15 protein-coding genes are annotated in these 19,355 nt (G+C 33.6%); 11 read left to right on the forward strand and 4 right to left on the reverse strand.

What is annotated here, in order from left to right; translation table 11 throughout:
* The first annotated feature begins 480 nt into the window (after positions 1–480).
* Positions 481–5,529: an RCC1 domain-containing protein gene (locus tag BB050_RS06955; RefSeq protein WP_066035115.1), complete on the forward strand. Its 5,049-nt coding sequence runs from the start codon at positions 481–483 to the stop codon at positions 5,527–5,529.
* Between the two features lie 71 nt (positions 5,530–5,600).
* Here BB050_RS06955 and BB050_RS06960 read toward each other — a convergent pair whose 3' ends face one another.
* Entirely contained in the window at positions 5,601–6,458 is an 858-nt protein-coding gene (locus BB050_RS06960; RefSeq protein ID WP_066033084.1) for an MBL fold metallo-hydrolase, read from the reverse strand.
* Positions 6,459–6,532: 74 nt separating this feature from the next.
* On the reverse strand, positions 6,533–7,453 hold the full coding sequence (locus BB050_RS06965) for a coiled-coil domain-containing protein (protein WP_008466074.1): 921 nt from the start codon (positions 7,451–7,453) through the stop codon (positions 6,533–6,535).
* 332 nt (positions 7,454–7,785) lie between these two features.
* Here BB050_RS06965 and BB050_RS06970 point away from each other — a divergent pair, with 332 nt between their 5' ends.
* From BB050_RS06970 to sufD, 4 genes are all read left to right on the forward strand, one after another.
* The gene (locus BB050_RS06970) at positions 7,786–8,115 is read left to right on the forward strand and encodes a HesB/IscA family protein (RefSeq protein ID WP_008466073.1); all 330 of its coding nucleotides are present in this window, start codon (positions 7,786–7,788) and stop codon (positions 8,113–8,115) included.
* Between the two features lie 85 nt (positions 8,116–8,200).
* Positions 8,201–9,649, forward strand: a complete 1,449-nt coding sequence (sufB, locus tag BB050_RS06975) for a Fe-S cluster assembly protein SufB (RefSeq protein WP_008466071.1) — start codon at positions 8,201–8,203, stop codon at positions 9,647–9,649.
* Between the two features lie 120 nt (positions 9,650–9,769).
* Positions 9,770–10,516, forward strand: a complete 747-nt coding sequence (gene sufC, locus BB050_RS06980) for a Fe-S cluster assembly ATPase SufC (protein ID WP_008466070.1) — start codon at positions 9,770–9,772, stop codon at positions 10,514–10,516.
* A gap of 66 nt (positions 10,517–10,582) precedes the next feature.
* Positions 10,583–11,899, forward strand: coding sequence for a Fe-S cluster assembly protein SufD (gene sufD / locus BB050_RS06985; protein ID WP_008466068.1), 1,317 nt, complete (start codon positions 10,583–10,585; stop codon positions 11,897–11,899).
* A 278-nt stretch (positions 11,900–12,177) separates the two neighbouring features.
* Here the strand turns inward: sufD and BB050_RS06990 are convergent, their stop codons facing one another.
* Positions 12,178–13,527, reverse strand: coding sequence for a serine hydrolase domain-containing protein (locus tag BB050_RS06990; protein WP_066033085.1), 1,350 nt, complete (start codon positions 13,525–13,527; stop codon positions 12,178–12,180).
* A gap of 218 nt (positions 13,528–13,745) precedes the next feature.
* Between BB050_RS06990 and BB050_RS06995 the strand changes: the two genes are divergently transcribed.
* The 6 genes from BB050_RS06995 (at position 13,746) to BB050_RS07020 (ending at position 17,895) form a co-directional block, all read left to right on the forward strand.
* Positions 13,746–14,960 (forward strand): aminotransferase class V-fold PLP-dependent enzyme, encoded by a 1,215-nt coding sequence (locus tag BB050_RS06995; protein WP_066033086.1) that lies wholly within the window; start codon positions 13,746–13,748, stop codon positions 14,958–14,960.
* Positions 14,961–15,046: 86 nt separating this feature from the next.
* Positions 15,047–15,400: a hypothetical protein gene (locus BB050_RS07000; protein ID WP_008466061.1), complete on the forward strand. Its 354-nt coding sequence runs from the start codon at positions 15,047–15,049 to the stop codon at positions 15,398–15,400.
* A gap of 2 nt (positions 15,401–15,402) precedes the next feature.
* On the forward strand, positions 15,403–15,828 hold the full coding sequence (locus tag BB050_RS07005) for a SufE family protein (RefSeq protein ID WP_066033087.1): 426 nt from the start codon (positions 15,403–15,405) through the stop codon (positions 15,826–15,828).
* Between the two features lie 131 nt (positions 15,829–15,959).
* Positions 15,960–16,283, forward strand: coding sequence for an SUF system Fe-S cluster assembly protein (locus BB050_RS07010; RefSeq protein ID WP_008466058.1), 324 nt, complete (start codon positions 15,960–15,962; stop codon positions 16,281–16,283).
* A gap of 72 nt (positions 16,284–16,355) precedes the next feature.
* Positions 16,356–16,865 carry a DUF2480 family protein gene (locus tag BB050_RS07015; protein WP_008466057.1) on the forward strand — a complete coding sequence of 170 codons (510 nt, stop codon included), beginning with the start codon at positions 16,356–16,358 and terminating at the stop codon, positions 16,863–16,865.
* 79 nt (positions 16,866–16,944) lie between these two features.
* Entirely contained in the window at positions 16,945–17,895 is a 951-nt protein-coding gene (locus BB050_RS07020; protein WP_008466056.1) for a DUF3078 domain-containing protein, read from the forward strand.
* A 143-nt stretch (positions 17,896–18,038) separates the two neighbouring features.
* Here BB050_RS07020 and hflX read toward each other — a convergent pair whose 3' ends face one another.
* Complete coding sequence (hflX, locus tag BB050_RS07025) at positions 18,039–19,271, reverse strand: GTPase HflX (protein WP_008466055.1); 1,233 nt, start codon at positions 19,269–19,271, stop codon at positions 18,039–18,041.
* Positions 19,272–19,355 lie beyond the last annotated feature (84 nt).

Raw genomic sequence — 19,355 nt, forward strand, 5'->3', positions numbered from 1 at the left:
ATTCGCAAACATTTACCTATCAAATCATTATAGATGTAATTGTATTCATTCAAAAATATACTTATAATGGTTTGAACCGTAAAAAATCAATAAAAAATATAGTCTTTACGGCTTTACGTAAGGTTTACTCCTATAAATCGCTTATACTTGTGCGGCCTAACTCTTAATCATATTTTATGGAAGATAAAACTACTCTTATTGTTGCAATATTAGTTCAAAACCATTCGAAGTTGCGCTTCAACCAACAATATTGCAATTGGTTAAAACAAAAAAATTCATTGTGATTCATTGAAAGTGGGATTTTTCACAACATAATTTATTCGTTATGCCTTTCGGTAAAAAAATCTAAAACGAATATTGCACAATTACTCTGACAAAATCTATGAACAGACTTATCAAAACAAACGATTTGTTGCTGTTTTTAGCAGATTTTTCAATTTAAATTCGTCTCACCAATTAATTAACCCAAATATTTACTCTATGAGGAAAATTTTACTTTTAATTTTAATTCTCTCTTTTTTACAAATAAATGCCCAATGTTGGCAAACAGTAACTTCTGGATACAGCTATAATGCTGCTCTACAAACAGATAATAGTTTGTGGAGCTGGGGCAGCAATAAAGATGGGCAATCAGGAGATGGCACTTTACTAAACAATTCTTCGCCGAAAAAAATCGGAAAAGATACTGATTGGAAAACAGTAGTTACCGGAACTAATCATACAGTTGCTTTAAAAAAAGATGGCTCTTTGTGGGCTTGGGGCAACAATAAATATGGGCAATTAGGAGACGGTACCAGCGTAAACAAAAGTATTCCCACACGCATAGGGTCTGCTACTGATTGGCAAACAATTACTGCAGGAAATCAATATACAGTAGCCTTAAAAAAAGATGGAACTTTATGGGCTTGGGGAGATAATTATTTTGGACAATTAGGCAATGGTAACAGTTCAGATCCCAGCATCCCTACACAGGTTGGAACAGATAAAGATTGGAAAACGATAACGGTAGGGTATTTTCACACAATTGCCTTAAAAACAGATGGCAGTTTATGGACTTGGGGAGGAAATGATGATGGACAGCTAGGAGATGGTACAGTAACTAAGAGTTATTCTCCAAAAAAAGTAGGAACAGATACTGACTGGAAGACAATCTGTGGAGGAGGGAGTCATACCCTTGCTATAAAAACAGACGGATCTTTATGGGCTTGGGGACAGAATACCTATGGCGAGTTAGGAAACGGTACAACTATAAATAGCTCTATTCCGACAAAAATAGGAACATCCACAGATTGGAAAACTTTAGGCGCGGCGGGAGATCATTCAATTGCAATAAAAACTGATGGCTCTTTATGGACCTGGGGATATAATTCGCATAACGAATTAGGAAATGGCACATATTCAAACAGCCTTACACCAGTACAAATAGGAAGTGGAAAAAGCTGGCAGGCAGTAACCGCAGGCTGGTACTACACAACTGCAGTAAGTACTGATGGTGTTATGTGGACTTTTGGAGATAATGCAGATGGACAATTAGGTGATGGTACAACTGTTAATAAAAATGTCCCTGTAATTGTTCCTTGCTCCGATATGTTGAGTCTTAATATAAATGTGGTAAATGTGACTTGTTTAGGCATGCACAATGGTTCTGCAACTGCTATTGTAGGAGGAGGAACCGCTCCTTACACTTATTTATGGTCTAACGGAGGAACAGGTTCTTCAGTAAAAGATTTAGCGCCTGGCACATATACATGCAAAGCAACAGATGCGTCTTCATTAACAACTATAATTGCGTTTACCATTACTGAACCCAATCCTATCTTTTTTACTGCAACAAGCGTTGATGCTTGTAATGGCAATAACGGAAGTATCACCATTATCGCAAATGGAGGAACAAAACCTTATCAATATTCTATTTCGTCCCCTTTTTATCAATCTTCAAATATATTTACTGGTTTATCTGCCGGAAATTATGATGTCCTTGTAAGAGATGCTAATGGGTGTATTTTTTTGAGTAGTATAACAATTAGCAACAATAATACAGCGCCGCCAATTGCAAATTCACAAATATTTGATGAAGGAGCAACTGTTGCCAATTTAGTAGCCAGCGGCACAAACATTAAGTGGTATGCTGATCCTATATCGTCGAATGTTTTAAGTTCATCAACTGTTTTACAAACAGGTACATATTATGCATCGCAAACAATCAACGGATGTGAAAGCTCTTCAAGATTAGCAATAAGTATAACTATTAAGCCAATTCAAATTGAAGACAAAATACCTACAAATGGCTTGATCGCTTACTTTCCTTTTAGTGGCAACGCAAATGACGTTAGTGGAAATAACTCAAATGGATCTGTTGCAGGTGCTGTTTTAACAACTGATAGGTTTGGAAACAGCAATAGTGCCTATAGTTTTAACGGAACTGGCAGTTATATTGATGCTACTATTGCCAGTATTCCTCAAGGCAATGCCGCAAGAACAATTTCTGGCTGGTTTAAAACAAATACTCCAAATCCAGGAGAAAATGGAGATGTCTGTATTTTTAATTATGGTGCGTTATCAAGATTTCAAAGATTTGGACTTACTGTTTACTCGAAAGGTTATCTTGAAACTTCAACCGGGCCAAATGCCATAGGTGATGATTTTTATGTAAACAACTTTAATTACTTAAGTAATGACTGGTATTTTTTTGCAATTACCTATAACGGAACCAAAGTATCATTATATGTAAATGGTGTATTTGTTTCAGAAAAAAATGTTGCCTTAAATACTACGAACAATCTTTTTAGAATAGGAAGACGAATTTCAGGAGATACAACTAATGAGTATTTTAAAGGAGAAATCGATGATATTGGTATCTGGAATCGTGTTTTGACTCCAGAAGAAATTTCAGCTTTGTATACCCCTGGAGAGCAACCTGCTTATACTTTAATTCCAGATCCAAATTTTGAACAAAAATTAATCAATTTAGGAATAGATAGATTTCCACTTGATGGAAAAATCCATACATCTAACATTAACACCTTAACTTCTTTAGATGTTAGCAAAAGTAATATTTCAGATTTAACAGGAATACAAGACTTCGTAGCATTAACTGATTTGAATTGCAGTCAAAATTCATTAACAACATTAAATGTAAGTAAAAATACCGCTCTAACTACTCTAGATTGTAATACCAATAGAATAACCTCTTTAGACGTAAGTAATAATATTGCTTTGCTTAATTTGATCTGCTATTCGAATCAATTAACATCTTTAAATGTTAAAGCAAATACGGCGCTAACAAAATTGGACTCGGGTTCAAACCAATATACTTCTTTAGATGTAAGCTCAAATACTGCGTTAACATTTTTAGGCTGTAATACAAGTCAATTAACTCGTTTAGATGTAAGTAATAATACAGCTTTAAATTTGCTGGATTGCCGCGAAAATAAATTAACCTCATTGGATGTTTCCCAAATTACTACTCTAACAGAATTGTATTGTCAATCTAATCAATTAACAAATTTGAATCTAAGCAAAAATAAAGCTTTAGAATTTGTAAATTGTTCAAAAAACCAACTAACCACTTTAGATGTTAGCGTAAATACTTCGTTAGTTGGATTATATCCTAATTCCAATCAATTAACGAGTCTAAATTTAAAAAATGGAAACAATAATAAACTTGTCTATCTAAATTTTACCAATAACCCAAGTTTAACTTGCATACAGGTTGATGACGTGGCTTACGCTAATGCAAACTGGTCAAGCAAAAAAGATCTCACTGCAAACTTTAATGCGAACTGTAATGACGGCTATACTTTAATTCCTGATTTGAATTTTGAAAAAGCTCTAATCGCTAAAGGAACTGATTCTGGAACTCCAGACGGAAGAGTTCTTACCTCAAAAGTAGCTTCGGTAACTGAATTGTTTATTATGAACAAATCAATTACCAGTTTATCTGGAATTGAAGATTTTAAGTCTATAAAAACTCTTTTTTGCGATGGAAATCAAATTACCAGCATCGATCTTTCTAATAATATTGCTTTAGAAGATTTATCTATAGGCGATAATCAGTTAACAGCTTTAGATGTTTCTAAAAATATAGCTTTAAAAAGTCTCTACTTTCACAACAACCAACTAGACAGTATAAATGTTTCTAAAAATACAGCTTTACGATGGTTATATATGACTGGAAATAAGGTAAAAGATTTAAACGTTTCAAAAAATACTGCTTTAGTGCACTTAACCTGTAGTTCCAATTTATTAACTACCCTTGATCTTTCTCAAAATAAAGCTCTTGAAGATTTAATCTGCGATCATAATCAATTGACAGAATTAGATATTTCTAAAAATATTTTACTAAACGGTTTGTATTGTAACAGCAACAAACTAAACGTTTTAAATACTTCAAAAAACACTAATCTGGTCAGAATCGAATGTGATTCTAATAAAATTACTCGTTTAGATACTTCTAATAATCTTTTATTAAGCGGTTTAAATTGCAATTCTAATTTATTAACGTCTCTTGATATTTCAAAAAACACTGCTTTAGACTATCTAAAATGTGCTTCTAATCAATTAATTAATCTTAATTTAAAAAACGGAAACAATACCAAATTTATCAATACCACTATGGTTGATAACTTGAAAAACAACCAGAAATTAACCTGTATTCAAGTTGATGATGTAGCTTATGCGAATAAAAACTGGATGAATGCTAAAGATTCTTGGGCCACTTACAATACCACTTGCGCAGTAGAATATGTAGCGCTTCTTGACACTAATTTTGAACAGAGGTTAATTGATTTAGGAATTGATACCGATGGTCCTAATGGAAAAATCACAGTTGCCGATGCAACTTCGATAACAAGTTTAGACCTTTCAAATAGCAATATTAAAAATCTGACGGGTATTGAATATTTTACTTCATTAACAACTTTAGATATAAGCAATAACCAAATTACCTCTCTTGATGTAAGCAACAATTTACTTTTGGAAACGTTGAATGCTTCTTCAAATCAGCTTACGACATTAGATTTATCCAAAAATACTAGACTTAGAATTGTTTATGTTGTTAATAACCCTTTGGTTTACTTAAATCTTCGAAACGGAAACAATGCTAATTTTATTCTGCCATCAAATACTGGAAAGAAATCTGCTGCTGCATTGTATACCACTTTCTTAGGACTTACCTCTCTAAGCTGTATACAAGTTGATGATGAGAATTATTCAAATGCAAATTGGTCGAACATCAAAGAATCGACTACCACGTATTCTAATACTTGTAAAAGTCTAGGGATTGACAAATCTGAATTTAGTCAAGTCATTGTATATCCTAACCCGACAAAAGGAGAAATAAACATTAGCAATATCGCTTTAGACAAAGCAACAGTTTACAACTCTTTAGGGCAATTGGTAAAATCTTTCACTTTAAACAATGCAAATACAAATAATACGATCGATTTATCTGGCTTGCCTAGAGGAGTTTATTATGTGTATCTAATCACTGGAGATGCTGCTTCTGCGAAAAAAGTAATAATAGAATAGGTTTAGAATTTAATTTGATTTAAAAATCCCGTTTTCAGAATGTTGAAAACGGGATTTTTTATTTGATTTTGCTACAAAATCTCTTCGCAAGTAAAAACATCTTTCAATCGAACACCTTTTTCGGTATGTTCAACAGTAATTATTTGATTGTGGGCATCGTGTTCTAAAAACAAATAATGATTTTGATCTGCTGCCAAATTCAAGAATTTTGATTTCTCCGGCATTGTCAGCAAAGGTCGCGTATCGTAACCCATAACATACGGCAACGGAATATGTCCCGCTGTTGCTAATAAATCGGCACAAAAAACAATCGTTTTATCTTGATATTTGATATAAGGAATCATCTGTTTTTCGGTGTGGCCATCGACATAATAGATGTCGAAATTTAATTCTTTCGAAAAGCCAAAATCAGATTCAGGTCTCTCAATAAAATGTAATTGACCGCTTTCTTGCATTGGCAGAATATTTTCAGACAAAAAAGAAGCTTTTTCTCTCGCATTAGGTTTTGTTGCCCATTCCCAATGATTTTCGTTTGTCCAAAATTTAGCATTTTTAAAAGCTGGCTCATAACCTGTTCTGTCAGCATTCCATTGAACACTTCCTCCGCAATGATCAAAATGAAGATGCGTCATAAAAACATCGGTAATATCATCTCGATTAAAACCATATTTTGCCAAAGACTTATCTAAAGAATGCGAACCCCAAAGCGAATAATACCCAAAAAACTTTTCAGATTGCTTATCGCCCATTCCGGTGTCAATTAAAATAAGACGATTTCCATCTTCAATCAATAAACATCGAGCAGCAATATCAATTAAATTATTAGCATCGGCAGGATTTGTCTTGTTCCAGATTGTCTTCGGAACAACACCAAACATAGCGCCTCCATCTAACTTAAAATTTCCGGATTCTATAGGGTAAAGTTTCATGAGAATAATTTTCTAAAAGAACAAAGCTAGAAAATTCAAACTCCTTTTGCTAAATTTTAAAGTCAAAAAAACTTTTATTCTAAAGTTACCGAAGTGCTTCCCATTATTTCCTGCTTATCAAAGTAATTCACAAAATAAGTTCCCTTCTTAAACTGGTCAGCATTCAAAATTCCGTATGCATTTACCGATTTGCCTTGAAAATCTGTACTTACTATAAAACTGTAAACAAGTGCTTTATCATTACCAAACTCAATTAGCTTATTATCACCCAAAACAGTGTTTTTCTGATCTAAAACTTGAACATAAAAAACTCTTTTTCCTGTTTTTGCAACGGCATTTCCGTTAACAGTAAAACTAATTTTAAGTTTTTTTGTATTCTTTGCTTTCGTTGTTTCCAATTCGGCTCCAGAACTTTTTTCACGAAGCGCAACTGCTTTAAAATTGCTTAAATACAATTTTGAAGCGTCCTTTAAAGTCGATTCTAACTTTTTTTGTTTAGAAACCAAAGTGTCATTTTCTAACTTTTGTTTATACATGACAACATTCTGGGTTTCGATTTCGGTCAATAAATTTTTATTTTGAGATTTCAGTTTTTTAATTTCCTGAACTCTGTTTTCTAATGACGCATTCAAATCTGAAAGCTGATTTCTATAAACTCTAATCTGCTCCGCCGATGGATTATTAGAAGCTTTAATAATTGCGACTAAGTTCTCAACATTTTTACGCTCTAACTCTAATTCTTTAGATAAAGCTGTTTTTTCTAAAATAGCCTGATCGTATGCATTTTTTAATGTATTTAGAGAATCCAAAATATTCTTTTGCTCACTTGTTTCCTTACTTTCAAATGAGATGGTATTGGCAATACTTTCCTCTTTTACTTCGCTATTATTCTTATCAGGTTCACTGCTAAAAACCCAGACCACAGCACCTACTCCTAAAACAAAAATTATAGCAAACATGGGTTTAAACCACTTTATTTCATTTTGTTTTTTCATAATTACTCCAAATTTTTTGCAAAAATAATTGAATAAAAAATGGCTTTAATCAGTAGAAATACTTGTTTTTTAACATTTAGGAGCGATATTTGCAGCTTAATTCTAAAAAAGGATTTCTTTTTAAATTTTAGAACTGTTTTTAAGATCGATTTTGTCAAAATAAGTATTATCTATTTTCTCATTTGTTATAATAATGTGAACCGTTATGGAAAAAGGTTTTTAAGTCGTATCTTTGCAGACAATTTCTATTTAACATTGAAAATTAGCACTTTAAATCTGTAATATTTTTTATACAGAAATAAAAAGTCATTAAAAACAAACATCTAAGAACCATGATAAAAGTTTCTGATACTGCCAAAAAGAAAATCATCGACTTAATGAAAGACGACGGTTTTGATGCTGCGCACGACTACGTAAGAGTTGGTGTTAAAAGCGGCGGATGCTCTGGTTTATCTTATGAGTTAAAATTTGATAAAACCAAAAACGACGACGACAAAATATTTGTAGACAACGATATATCTATTGCTGTTGAAAAAAAATCATTCCTTTATTTAGCTGGAACAATCTTGGAATTTTCTGGCGGATTAAACGGAAAAGGATTTGTTTTCAATAATCCTAACGCGAGCAGAACTTGCGGATGCGGAGAATCATTTTCTCTTTAGTCAAAAGCTGAAAGTTCTCAAGTCATAAAGACTTTGATTGACTTTTCGAATTTAGACTTCAAAACATTAGACAACAACAAAAATAATGAGCAAATACACCGAAGACGATTTAAAGATCGAACTGGAAACTAAAGAATATGAGTACGGATTTTATACCAATATAGAATCTGAAACTTTCCCTATTGGCTTAAACGAAGAGATTGTAAGAGCTATTTCTCTTAAAAAAGAAGAACCTGAATGGATGACCGAATGGCGTATTGAAGCTTTCCGCGCTTGGAAAGAAATGATCGAGCCAGAATGGGCAAACGTAAGTTATGAAAAACCAGATTTTCAGGCAATTTCATATTATTCAGCTCCAAAACAAGTAGATCCTAATAAAACTCTAGACGATGTTGATCCAGAATTATTAGAGATGTACAAAAAGTTAGGAATTTCTATCGACGAACAGAAAAAAATGAACAATATCGCAATGGATATTGTAGTCGATTCTGTTTCTGTTGCTACAACGTTCAAAAAAACTTTAGCGGAAAAAGGAATTATTTTCTGTCCAATTTCTGAAGCGATAAAAGAGCATCCAGAATTAGTAAAAAAATATTTAGGGACTGTTGTACCTCAAAAAGACAACTTTTACGCAGCGTTAAACTCAGCGGTTTTCTCTGACGGGAGTTTCTGTTATATTCCAAAAGGCGTAAAATGTCCAATGGAACTTTCAACTTATTTCAGAATCAATCAGGCAGGAACCGGACAATTCGAAAGAACTCTAGTTATTGCAGATGAAGGAAGCTACGTTTCTTACCTTGAAGGATGTACTGCTCCAAGCCGTGACGAAAATCAATTGCACGCTGCTGTGGTTGAATTAATCGCTTTGGATGATGCTGAAATTAAATATTCTACAGTTCAAAACTGGTTCCCTGGAAACAAAGAAGGAAAAGGTGGAGTTTACAACTTTGTAACCAAAAGAGGTTTGTGCGAAACAAACGCTAAAATTTCTTGGACACAGGTTGAAACAGGTTCTGCTGTAACTTGGAAATATCCTTCTTGTGTATTGAAAGGAGATAATTCTGTAGGAGAATTTTATTCTATTGCTGTAACTAATAATTTCCAACAAGCTGATACTGGAACAAAAATGATCCATTTAGGAAAAAACACTAAATCGACTATTATTTCTAAAGGTATCTCAGCTGGAAAATCTCAAAACAGCTACCGTGGTTTAGTTCAAATTTCACCAAGAGCAGAAAACGCAAGAAATTTTTCTCAATGTGACTCATTGTTAATGGGTAACAATTGCGGTGCACATACTTTCCCTTATATCGAAAGTAAAAATCCAACTGCAAAGATCGAGCACGAAGCTACAACCAGTAAAATTGGAGAAGATCAAGTTTTCTATTGCAACCAAAGAGGTATTCCGACTGAAAAAGCGATTGCCTTAATTGTAAACGGTTTCAGTAAAGATGTCTTAAACAAACTTCCAATGGAATTTGCTGTTGAAGCACAAAAATTATTAGAGATTTCTTTAGAAGGATCTGTAGGTTAAGAACCGAGTTTTTAACCATTAAAAAAGAATTTTATATCATATTAAAATAAAAGATTTTTCAAAGTTTCGTTTTTTAGCACAACTGAGAACTTGAAACTTGAAACTTTAAACAAAAAAAAGATGTTATCAATAAAAAACCTTCACGCCGCAATTGGTGATAAAGAAATCCTTAAAGGAATTAATATAGAAGTAAAAGCTGGAGAAGTTCACGCTATTATGGGACCAAACGGTTCTGGAAAAAGTACACTTTCTGCTGTAATTGCAGGAAACGAAAACTATGAAGTTACAGATGGTGAAGTAATTCTTGATGGAGAAGATCTTGCTGATTTAGCTCCTGAAGAAAGAGCGCACAAAGGAGTTTTCCTTTCTTTTCAATATCCAGTAGAAATTCCTGGAGTTAGCGTAACTAACTTTATGAAAACTGCTATCAACGAAACTCGTAAAGCAAACGGACAAGAAGAAATGCCTGCTAACGAAATGTTGAAAGTAATTCGTGAGAAATCTGAATTATTAGAAATCGACCGTAAATTTCTTTCTCGTTCTCTTAACGAAGGATTTTCTGGAGGAGAGAAAAAAAGAAACGAGATTTTCCAAATGGCAATGTTAGAGCCAAAATTAGCTATCCTTGACGAAACCGATTCTGGTCTTGATATCGATGCTTTAAGAATTGTTGCAAATGGTGTAAACAAATTAAAAAGCGACAAAAACGCTATTATCGTAATTACACACTACCAGCGTTTGTTAGATTATATCGTTCCTGATTTCGTTCACGTTCTTTATAACGGTAGAATCGTAAAATCTGGAGGAAAAGAGCTAGCGTATGAGCTAGAGGAAAAGGGTTACGATTGGATCAAGGCAGAAAACTAGTTTAGAGTTATAGTTTGCAGTTTGCAAAAACTCATAACTCATAACTCATAACTTACAACTAAGAAAATGGATTTAAAAGAAAAATTAGTATCGTCTTTTATGGCTTTTGAAGAGCGTGTCGATGTACATTCAGATTTACATGACATACGCACAAATGCCTTAAAAAACTTCGAAAATAAAGGTTTCCCAACCAAAAAAGAAGAAGCTTGGAAATATACATCGCTAAATGCCATCTTAAAAAATGACTTTACGGTTTTTCCAAAGCAGGAAAATGCAATCGAATTTAACCAAGTAAAAAAATACTTTTTACACGAAATTGACACTTACAAATTAGTATTTATCGATGGGGTTTTCAGTTCGCATTTGTCTTCTACAACCCACGATGGAATCGATGTTTGCTTAATGTCTTCGGCATTGACCAAACCAAAATATAAAATGGTTATTGATACCTACTTTAATCAAATTGCGAGTAAAGATGACAGCTTGACTTCATTGAATACGGCTTTTGCAATTGAAGGTGCATTTATCAATATCCCAAAGAAAAAAGTAGCGGACAAACCAATTGAGATCATGTATTTCTCAACCGGAAATGAAGCCGCTTTAATGGTTCAGCCAAGAAATTTGGTTATTGTGGGTGAAAATTCACATGTTCAAATTATTGAGCGCCACCAAAGTTTGAACGAAAATCCGGTTTTAACAAACTCTGTTACAGAGATTTTTGCCCAAAAACGCGCGATTGTTGATTATTACAAAATTCAAAACGATAATAACGAAGCGAATTTAATTGACAATACTTACGTTTCTCAGCAGCAAGAAAGCCATGCCTCTGTTCATACTTTCTCATTTGGAGGAAATTTAACTCGTAACAACTTAAACTTTTACCATTTCGGAGAAAGATTGACAAGTACACTTAACGGAATTTCTATCTTAAATGACAAACAACACGTTGACCATTATACTTTGGTAAACCACGCAACGCCGAACTGCGAAAGTTTCCAAGATTATAAAGGAATTTTCTCTGATCGTTCGACAGGAGTTTTCAACGGAAAAGTTTTGGTTGAAAAAGAAGCTCAAAAAACAAATGCTTTCCAAAAAAGCAACAACATTTTATTGAGCGACAAAGCTACAATCAATGCAAAACCACAATTGGAAATTTTTGCTGATGATGTAAAATGTTCTCACGGATGTACTGTTGGACAGCTTGATGAAACAGCAATGTTCTACATGCAGTCTCGCGGAATCCCGAAAAAAGAAGCTAAAGCTTTATTGATGTACGCATTCTCAAATGCCGTTATCGAAAGCATCAAAATACCAGAATTAAAACAAAGAATTACTAAAATCATTGCCATGAAATTAGGCGTAAATTTAGGATTTGATTTGTAGTATTGTTTAACCGCAAGGTTCGCAAAGATTTACGCAAAGTTCGCAAGGTTTAGTTTTAATCTTTGCGAACTTTGCGCTTTTTTACTTAGTGTCTTTGCGGTTAAATATCATCCTCTAATTCTTATTATTGATAATATAATACCTAAGAAAAACAATCCCAATCCAAGTAACAAACAGATCGTATTTAATGGATGACCAATATTGGTAGACCAAGCAATTCCATTTAAAACAAAACCGATTATTAATAAAACAATAGGATGAAATAGTTTCTTCATAATTTATTTTTTTACCGAAGAAATTATCCCCTTCAAAAACCCATTAAAATCAAATCCTGGTTCTTCTTCCCTCACTCCCATTCTCACAATCACCATATCTTTTGATGGAATAATCGCCACCATTTGACCTTGATAACCACTACAATAAAACATATCACGAGGAACATCTGGGAATTTTCCTCCTGCGTTTAACCAGAATTGTGCTCCGTATTTTCCTTCAGAAGTATTGGTTGGAGTTGCTGTATATTTTACCCAGCTTTCATCAAGGATTTGCTCTCCGTTCCAGTTTCCTTTTCTTAGGTATAATAATCCAAATTTTGACCAATCGCGCGGTGTTGCCCATCCGTATGAAGATCCTACAAAAGTTCCAGACATATCTTGTTCAACAATCATCGAATTCATTCCGATTTTGTCGATTACGGCACTGTACCAAAAATCTAGATATTCTTGCTGTGTTTTAAAATGCCTTCTTAAAATCAGTGACAATAAATTGGTTGTTCCTGAAGAATAATTCCAATGAGTATTTGGTTTAAATTGAGCAGGTTTTTCCAATTGTACTTTTCCCATATCTTCGGCTTGAAAAAGCATTTTTGTTGCATCGCAAATTGTGCTGTAATTCTCTTCCCATTCTAAACCAGAATTCATGTGAAGCAAATCGTTAAGCGTAATGTTTTTTCGTTCATCATTTTGCCATTCCACAACTGGTGCAGGTTTATAGATGTCAATTTTCCCTTGTTTAGCTAAAACTCCAAAAGCAGAACTTGTAATACTTTTGGTCATCGACCAACCTAAAATTTTACTGTCTTTGTTAAATCCTGTATCATACTTTTCGGCAATCAAATAATCTTTGTATAAAACCACAACTGCACGAGTTCTTTTAATTCTTCCTCCCGTTTTATCAAAAGCATCATCAACCGCTTTTTTCAATTTGGAATAATCAATATTCGCGAAAGTAGAATCTTTTGGTTCGTTGTTTCCGTATGGAAAAGGAAGGTTATTTTCTAATTTTGTTCTTTTTGGAAGCAGATATGGTTTTGTAATATCAAAATCATCATTAATCAAAGTCGCTCCTAAGCCTTCTCGGTAAATTGCTTTTCGTTCTTTCAATCCGTAAACAGAAGAAATCGCAAATTTCCCAGCATCATCGATTGAGTTTTTAGCCAAATCAACCAAATTGATATCATTGTCGGTTTTCTGAATTAAATCCAACGGACGATTGTCAATAAAATGACCTGACGCAACACTTTTGGCCGAAAAACCCGAAATTAAATCAAGTTTCGGATAAGTTGTAAATCCGAAATACAAAAAAGCAAGAACCAATACAAGCAAAAGTACTTTTAGAAATTTTTTCATGATGAGTTAGTATTTTTATTGCAATATAAATAATTTATGTTCACGATTTTAGAACTCAAATTAGAAATCTGTTTCGGATAATTCAGAAAAGCAAATCATTTTTTGCAGAATCAGTATTTGCTCCTGTAACAATGGCGCCATAAAAGGAAATTATAGAATTACTGTATAAACAAATTTAGTTTTAGTACTTTTGTAAATAGATTTTTTCTAAATAAGACATGCTAGATATTCAAAAAATAAGAGCTGATTTCCCGATACTTTCACAAACTGTAAACGGAAAGCCATTAGTATATTTCGACAACGGAGCTACTTCGCAAAAACCACAAGTTGTAATTGATGCTGAAGTAAAATATTATAACGAAATTAATGCCAACATTCACCGTGGCGTTCACACTTTAAGCCAGTTAGCAACTGATGCTTATGAGGTTGCGCGCGGAAAAGTAAAAGATCACATCAACGCAAAACATGCCCATGAAGTGCTTTTTACTTCAGGAACAACACATGGTATTAATTTAGTTGCAAACGGATTTGCTTCGATCTTAAAACCAGGTGATGAAGTGGTTGTTTCTTCTTTGGAACATCACAGTAATATTGTGCCTTGGCAGATGTTATGCGAAAAAACAGGTGCTATTTTGAAAGTAATTCCAATTGATGAAAATGGAGAATTAATTATTGAGGAATTTGATAAACTGCTTTCAGATAAAACGAAAATTGTTACTGTAAATCATATTTCAAATGCGTTGGGTGTAATCAATCCAATCAAATATATTATTGACAAAGCGCATGCAATTGGCGCCGCAGTTTTAATTGACGGCGCGCAGGCAGTTCCGCATTTAAAACCAGATGTTCAGGAATTAGACTGTGATTTTTATGCTTTTTCTGGCCATAAAATGTGCGGTCCAACAGGAACTGGAATTTTGTACGGAAAAGAAGCTTGGCTGAACAAACTTCCTCCTTATCAAGGTGGTGGCGAAATGATCAAAGAGGTGACTTTCGAAAAAACAACTTACGCAGATTTACCTCATAAATTTGAAGCGGGAACGCCAAACATAGCTGGTGGAATTGTTTTAGGAACTGCTATTGATTATTTAAACAGTGTTGGTTTCGAAAACATTCAGGCTTACGAACACGAACTTTTAGAACACGCTACAAAACGTCTTAACGAAATTGAAGGTATTCGAATTTACGGAAACACCAAAAATAAAGCGTCTGTAGTTTCGTTTAATATTGATGGAATCCATCCGTATGATGTTGGTTCTATTATAGATAAATTAGGAATTGCCGTTAGAACTGGACATCATTGCGCACAACCCATTATGAATTTCTTTTGTATTCCGGGGACAATTCGTGCTTCGTTTTCTTTCTATAATACTAAAGAGGAAATCGATCAAATGGTTGGTGCAGTTAAGAAAGCACAAACTATGTTAAGCTAACAAAAACAAATTATATGCGAATAGTATCATTATTACTCCTGACGCTTTTTATTGCTACGGGATGCTGCAGTCAAAAAAAAGCAGATATGAAATCTACACAAATTGAATATTCTGCAATGTCGAGAGGCTATTACAAAAGTATTGTAGTCCAAAATAAATCGGTTTCTGTTGTTAAAGAACGCAACGCCGAAGCTGTTAAAAGCAATATTGATGATGCAAAATGGAATAAAATTGTTGATGCCTATTCAAAAGTAAATTTAGAAAGTCTTTCTTCCTTAAAAGCACCAACAGACAAACGCACGTATGACGGTGCCGCAATAGGAAATTTAAAAATAACTAAAGACGGAAAAACATACGAAACTGCAGGTTTTGACAATGGTTTTCCGCCAAAAGAAATCGAGAAACTAGTAAACTTATTAGTTGATTTTGCTAAAGAATAATTATGACGATAAAAGAAATACAAGACGAAATAATAGACGAATTTTCAATGTTCGACGATTGGATGCAGCGTTATGAATACATTATCGAACTAGGAAAAAGTCTTCCGTTAATTAAAGAAGAATACAAAACCGATAATAATTTAATCAAAGGCTGCCAATCAAAAGTTTGGCTGCAGGGTGAAGAACAAGACGATAAAATCGTTTTTACAGCAGACAGTGATGCTATTTTAACGAAAGGAATAATTGCGATTTTAATTCGTGCTTTCTCTAATCAAAAAGCAAAAGATATTCTGGAAGCTGATACTGATTTTATAGACGAAATCGGCCTAAAAGAACATTTATCTGCAACTCGTGCCAACGGTTTGGTTTCGATGATCAAAAACATCAAAATGTACGCTTTGGCTTTTGACGCTAAAAACAAAAATTAAGAAATTTTAAACCATTAAGGCATTAAGGTTCATAAAGCTTTATGCTTAATTTTCTAAGTAATTAGAAGGGAATTAAGTAAACTGTAAAACTTAATTTTCTTAATCTCTTAATGGTAAAACAAATACACAAAATGGAACAAGAAATTGATACAAACGAATTAGGAGAATCAATCGTAAGAGTTTTAAAAGGCATTTACGATCCTGAGATTCCAGTAGATATTTACGAATTAGGATTAATTTACGACGTAATGGTAAATACAGATTACGAAGTAAAAATCCTTATGACGCTGACTTCACCAAACTGCCCGGTTGCAGAAAGTTTGCCAAGAGAAGTAGAAGAAAAAGTAAAAGCAATCGAAAACATTAAAGATGTTGATGTTGAAATTACTTTTGATCCGCCTTGGAGCAAAGATTTAATGAGCGAAGAAGCTAAATTAGAATTAGGAATGCTTTAAAAAAGTATACAGTTTACAGTCACAGTCTCAGTTAAAAACTGCTACTGTGACTGTGACTGAAAACTAAAAAAAATGGAAGAAATCATCAATAAAGTTGCCAATAGTGCTTTAGAAGTTTTTGATCTTGAGGATTATTACCCAAAAGGAATGCGAGTGCAGATTGACATTTCGCAATGGCTTTTGGAAGGATTTTTATTGAAAGAAAAGGACTTTAGAGAACATCTTAAAAATCACGATTGGTCACAATATCAGGATCAATATGTAGCTGTAAACTGCAGTACAGATGCGATTATTCCGGCTTGGGCATTAATTTTAGTTGGTGTTCATCTGGCTCCTTTTGCTAAAAAAGTAGTAAACGGAACTATAGAAGATCTTGACGCAAGCCTTTATGAAGAGCTTTTAAGCAAAATAGATTACTCTGTTTACAAAGGCAAACCGGTCATTGTAAAAGGCTGTTCTAGAAAGCCAGTTCCTATGCGCGCTTACATTTTAGCTACAAATTATTTACAGCCATTTGCCCGCAGTATTATGTACGGCGAAGCATGTTCGGCAGTGCCTTTATACAAAGAGTCTAAGAAATAACCTGCAATAACACTACAGCAAACCTTAACTTTCCATTGGTTTTTAGTATATTTGGTAATACACTTCTAAACTAAAGACCATGAGAAAGCTAACCCTATTACTTTTCATTTTAGTAAATTTCACATTTGTACAAGCCCAAAATTCAGAAAAAGAGTTAATTCAAAATACTGAAAAAGCAGTAAAAAAAATTAACGATACTATAGAAGGAGAAGGGTGGAAAACAAAAGGAACTGTTTCCCTTTTATTAAACCAATCGAGTTTTAACAACTGGATTGCAGGTGGAGAAGATAGCTTTTCTGGAACATTAGGAATCAATTATGATTTCAATTACAAAAAGGACGATTTAACTTGGGACAACAAAATTTTAGCATCGTACGGTCTTCTTCAAACCAAAAATGATGACTTCACAAAAAAAACAGATGACCGTTTAGAATTCAATTCTATTCTCGGAAAAAGAGCCTTTGGAGAATGGTATTATTCATACTTCTTAAATTTTAGAACACAATTTTCAACTGGCTACATTTATGATCAAGATGCCAATGGAAAGCAAATAAGGACTGAACAAACCAAATTTATGTCTCCTGGATATCTTACCACAGGGCCAGGTATTTACTGGACAAAAGATGACAATCTTAAAATAAATTTTGCTCCGCTAACTTCAAAATTCACTTTCGTAGACAGTGCCTATACAACTGGAATTGATAGATTTACAGGACTGCCATATGTAGACGGCAGTTATTTTGGCGTTGATGAAGGCAAAAGCATACGTTATGAGCTTGGTTTTTATGCTTCAGTTTATTATAAATTGGCAATCATGACAAACGTGACTGCCGAAAACACACTTAACCTTTATTCCAATTATCTCGAAGACCCACAAAATGTCGATATAAATTATTCCCTAAATGTTATAATGAAAATCAACAAGTTTCTATCTGCTAATTTATCATTTCAGGCTATTTATGATGATAATGCATTTGCCGGACTTCAAACTAGAGAAGTATTTGGTCTAGGCGTTAATTTTGGGTTTTAATTATTGCATGAGCAAGATTTCAACAAATAGATTCAAAAAAATATGAATACCGCAGATTAAGGAATTATTAGATTAAATTCATTAAAATTTTTAATCTGCAACAAAACAAAAAAACGGCTTTTGATATCTCAAAAGCCGTTCCTTTATTCTTCTTCATCCTTTTCAACTGCATCCTTATAATCTGGATACAAGAAATTGTTGTAAGGAAAACGCGTAATATGAATCTGGCGAACCGCTTCATAAACTGTTTCTCTAAATTCTTCGAAATTCTCTTTGTTTCTGGCAGAAATAAACAACGCTTTATCCTGCCCAACATTACTCATCCAAGTTTGTTTCCACTCGTCAAGTGTCCAGTGTTTTCTGGTTCTTTCTGTAATCAAATCATCTTCATCGATAGTAAGATGTTTGTAGGCATCGATTTTATTAAAAACCATAATAGTTGGTTTGTCGTTGCTTTTTATTTCCTGTAAAGTCTTATTTACAGACTCGATATGATCTTCAAAATCTGGATGCGAAATATCTACCACATGAAGCAATAAATCCGCTTCACGAACCTCATCTAAGGTACTTTTAAAAGAATCAACCAATTGTGTTGGCAGTTTTCGAATAAATCCTACCGTATCAGAAAGTAAAAAAGGAAGGTTTTTAATCACCACTTTTCTAACTGTTGTATCTAAAGTTGCAAACAATTTATTCTCAACAAAAACATCACTTTTACCAATTGCATTCATCAAAGTCGATTTTCCGACATTGGTATATCCAACAAGAGCTACACGGACCATTGCTCCGCGATTGCTTCGCTGAATACTCATTTGTTTGTCGATTGTTTTGATTTTATCTTTCAATAACGAAATTCGGTCACGCACAATACGTCTATCGGTTTCAATCTCTGTTTCTCCAGGCCCACGCATACCAATACCCCCTTTTTGACGTTCAAGGTGTGTCCATAAACCAGAAAGTCTCGGAAGTAAATATTGACATTGTGCCAATTCTACCTGAGTTCTTGCATATGAAGTTTCGGCTCTTTGCGCAAAAATGTCTAGAATTAAGTTTGTTCGGTCTAGAATTTTACAGTCAATAATTCTTGATATATTTTTCTGCTGAGATGGCGTTAATTCATCATCAAAAATTACAGTCGATATTTTGTTTTCTTTTACAAAAAGATTGATGTCATCAATTTTCCCTGTACCCACAAAAGTCTTCGGATTAGGGCGTTCCATTTTTTGCGAAAAGCGTTTAATAACTTCACCTCCTGCGGTAAAAGTCAGAAACTCCAATTCGTCTAAATATTCATTTAGTTTTTCTTCACTTTGATTCTGAGTGACAATACCAACAATTACTGTTCTCTCAAAATTTATAACTTCTTTTTCTAACATAGTCTTGAATAAGGTGCAAATTTAATCATTTGTCAGCTACAATCAATTATACAATTTTGTTTTTACATTTATATTTAAAAGAAT

It is taken from the genome of Flavobacterium anhuiense, from assembly GCF_001705175.1.
GTDB classification, from domain to species: domain Bacteria; phylum Bacteroidota; class Bacteroidia; order Flavobacteriales; family Flavobacteriaceae; genus Flavobacterium; species Flavobacterium anhuiense.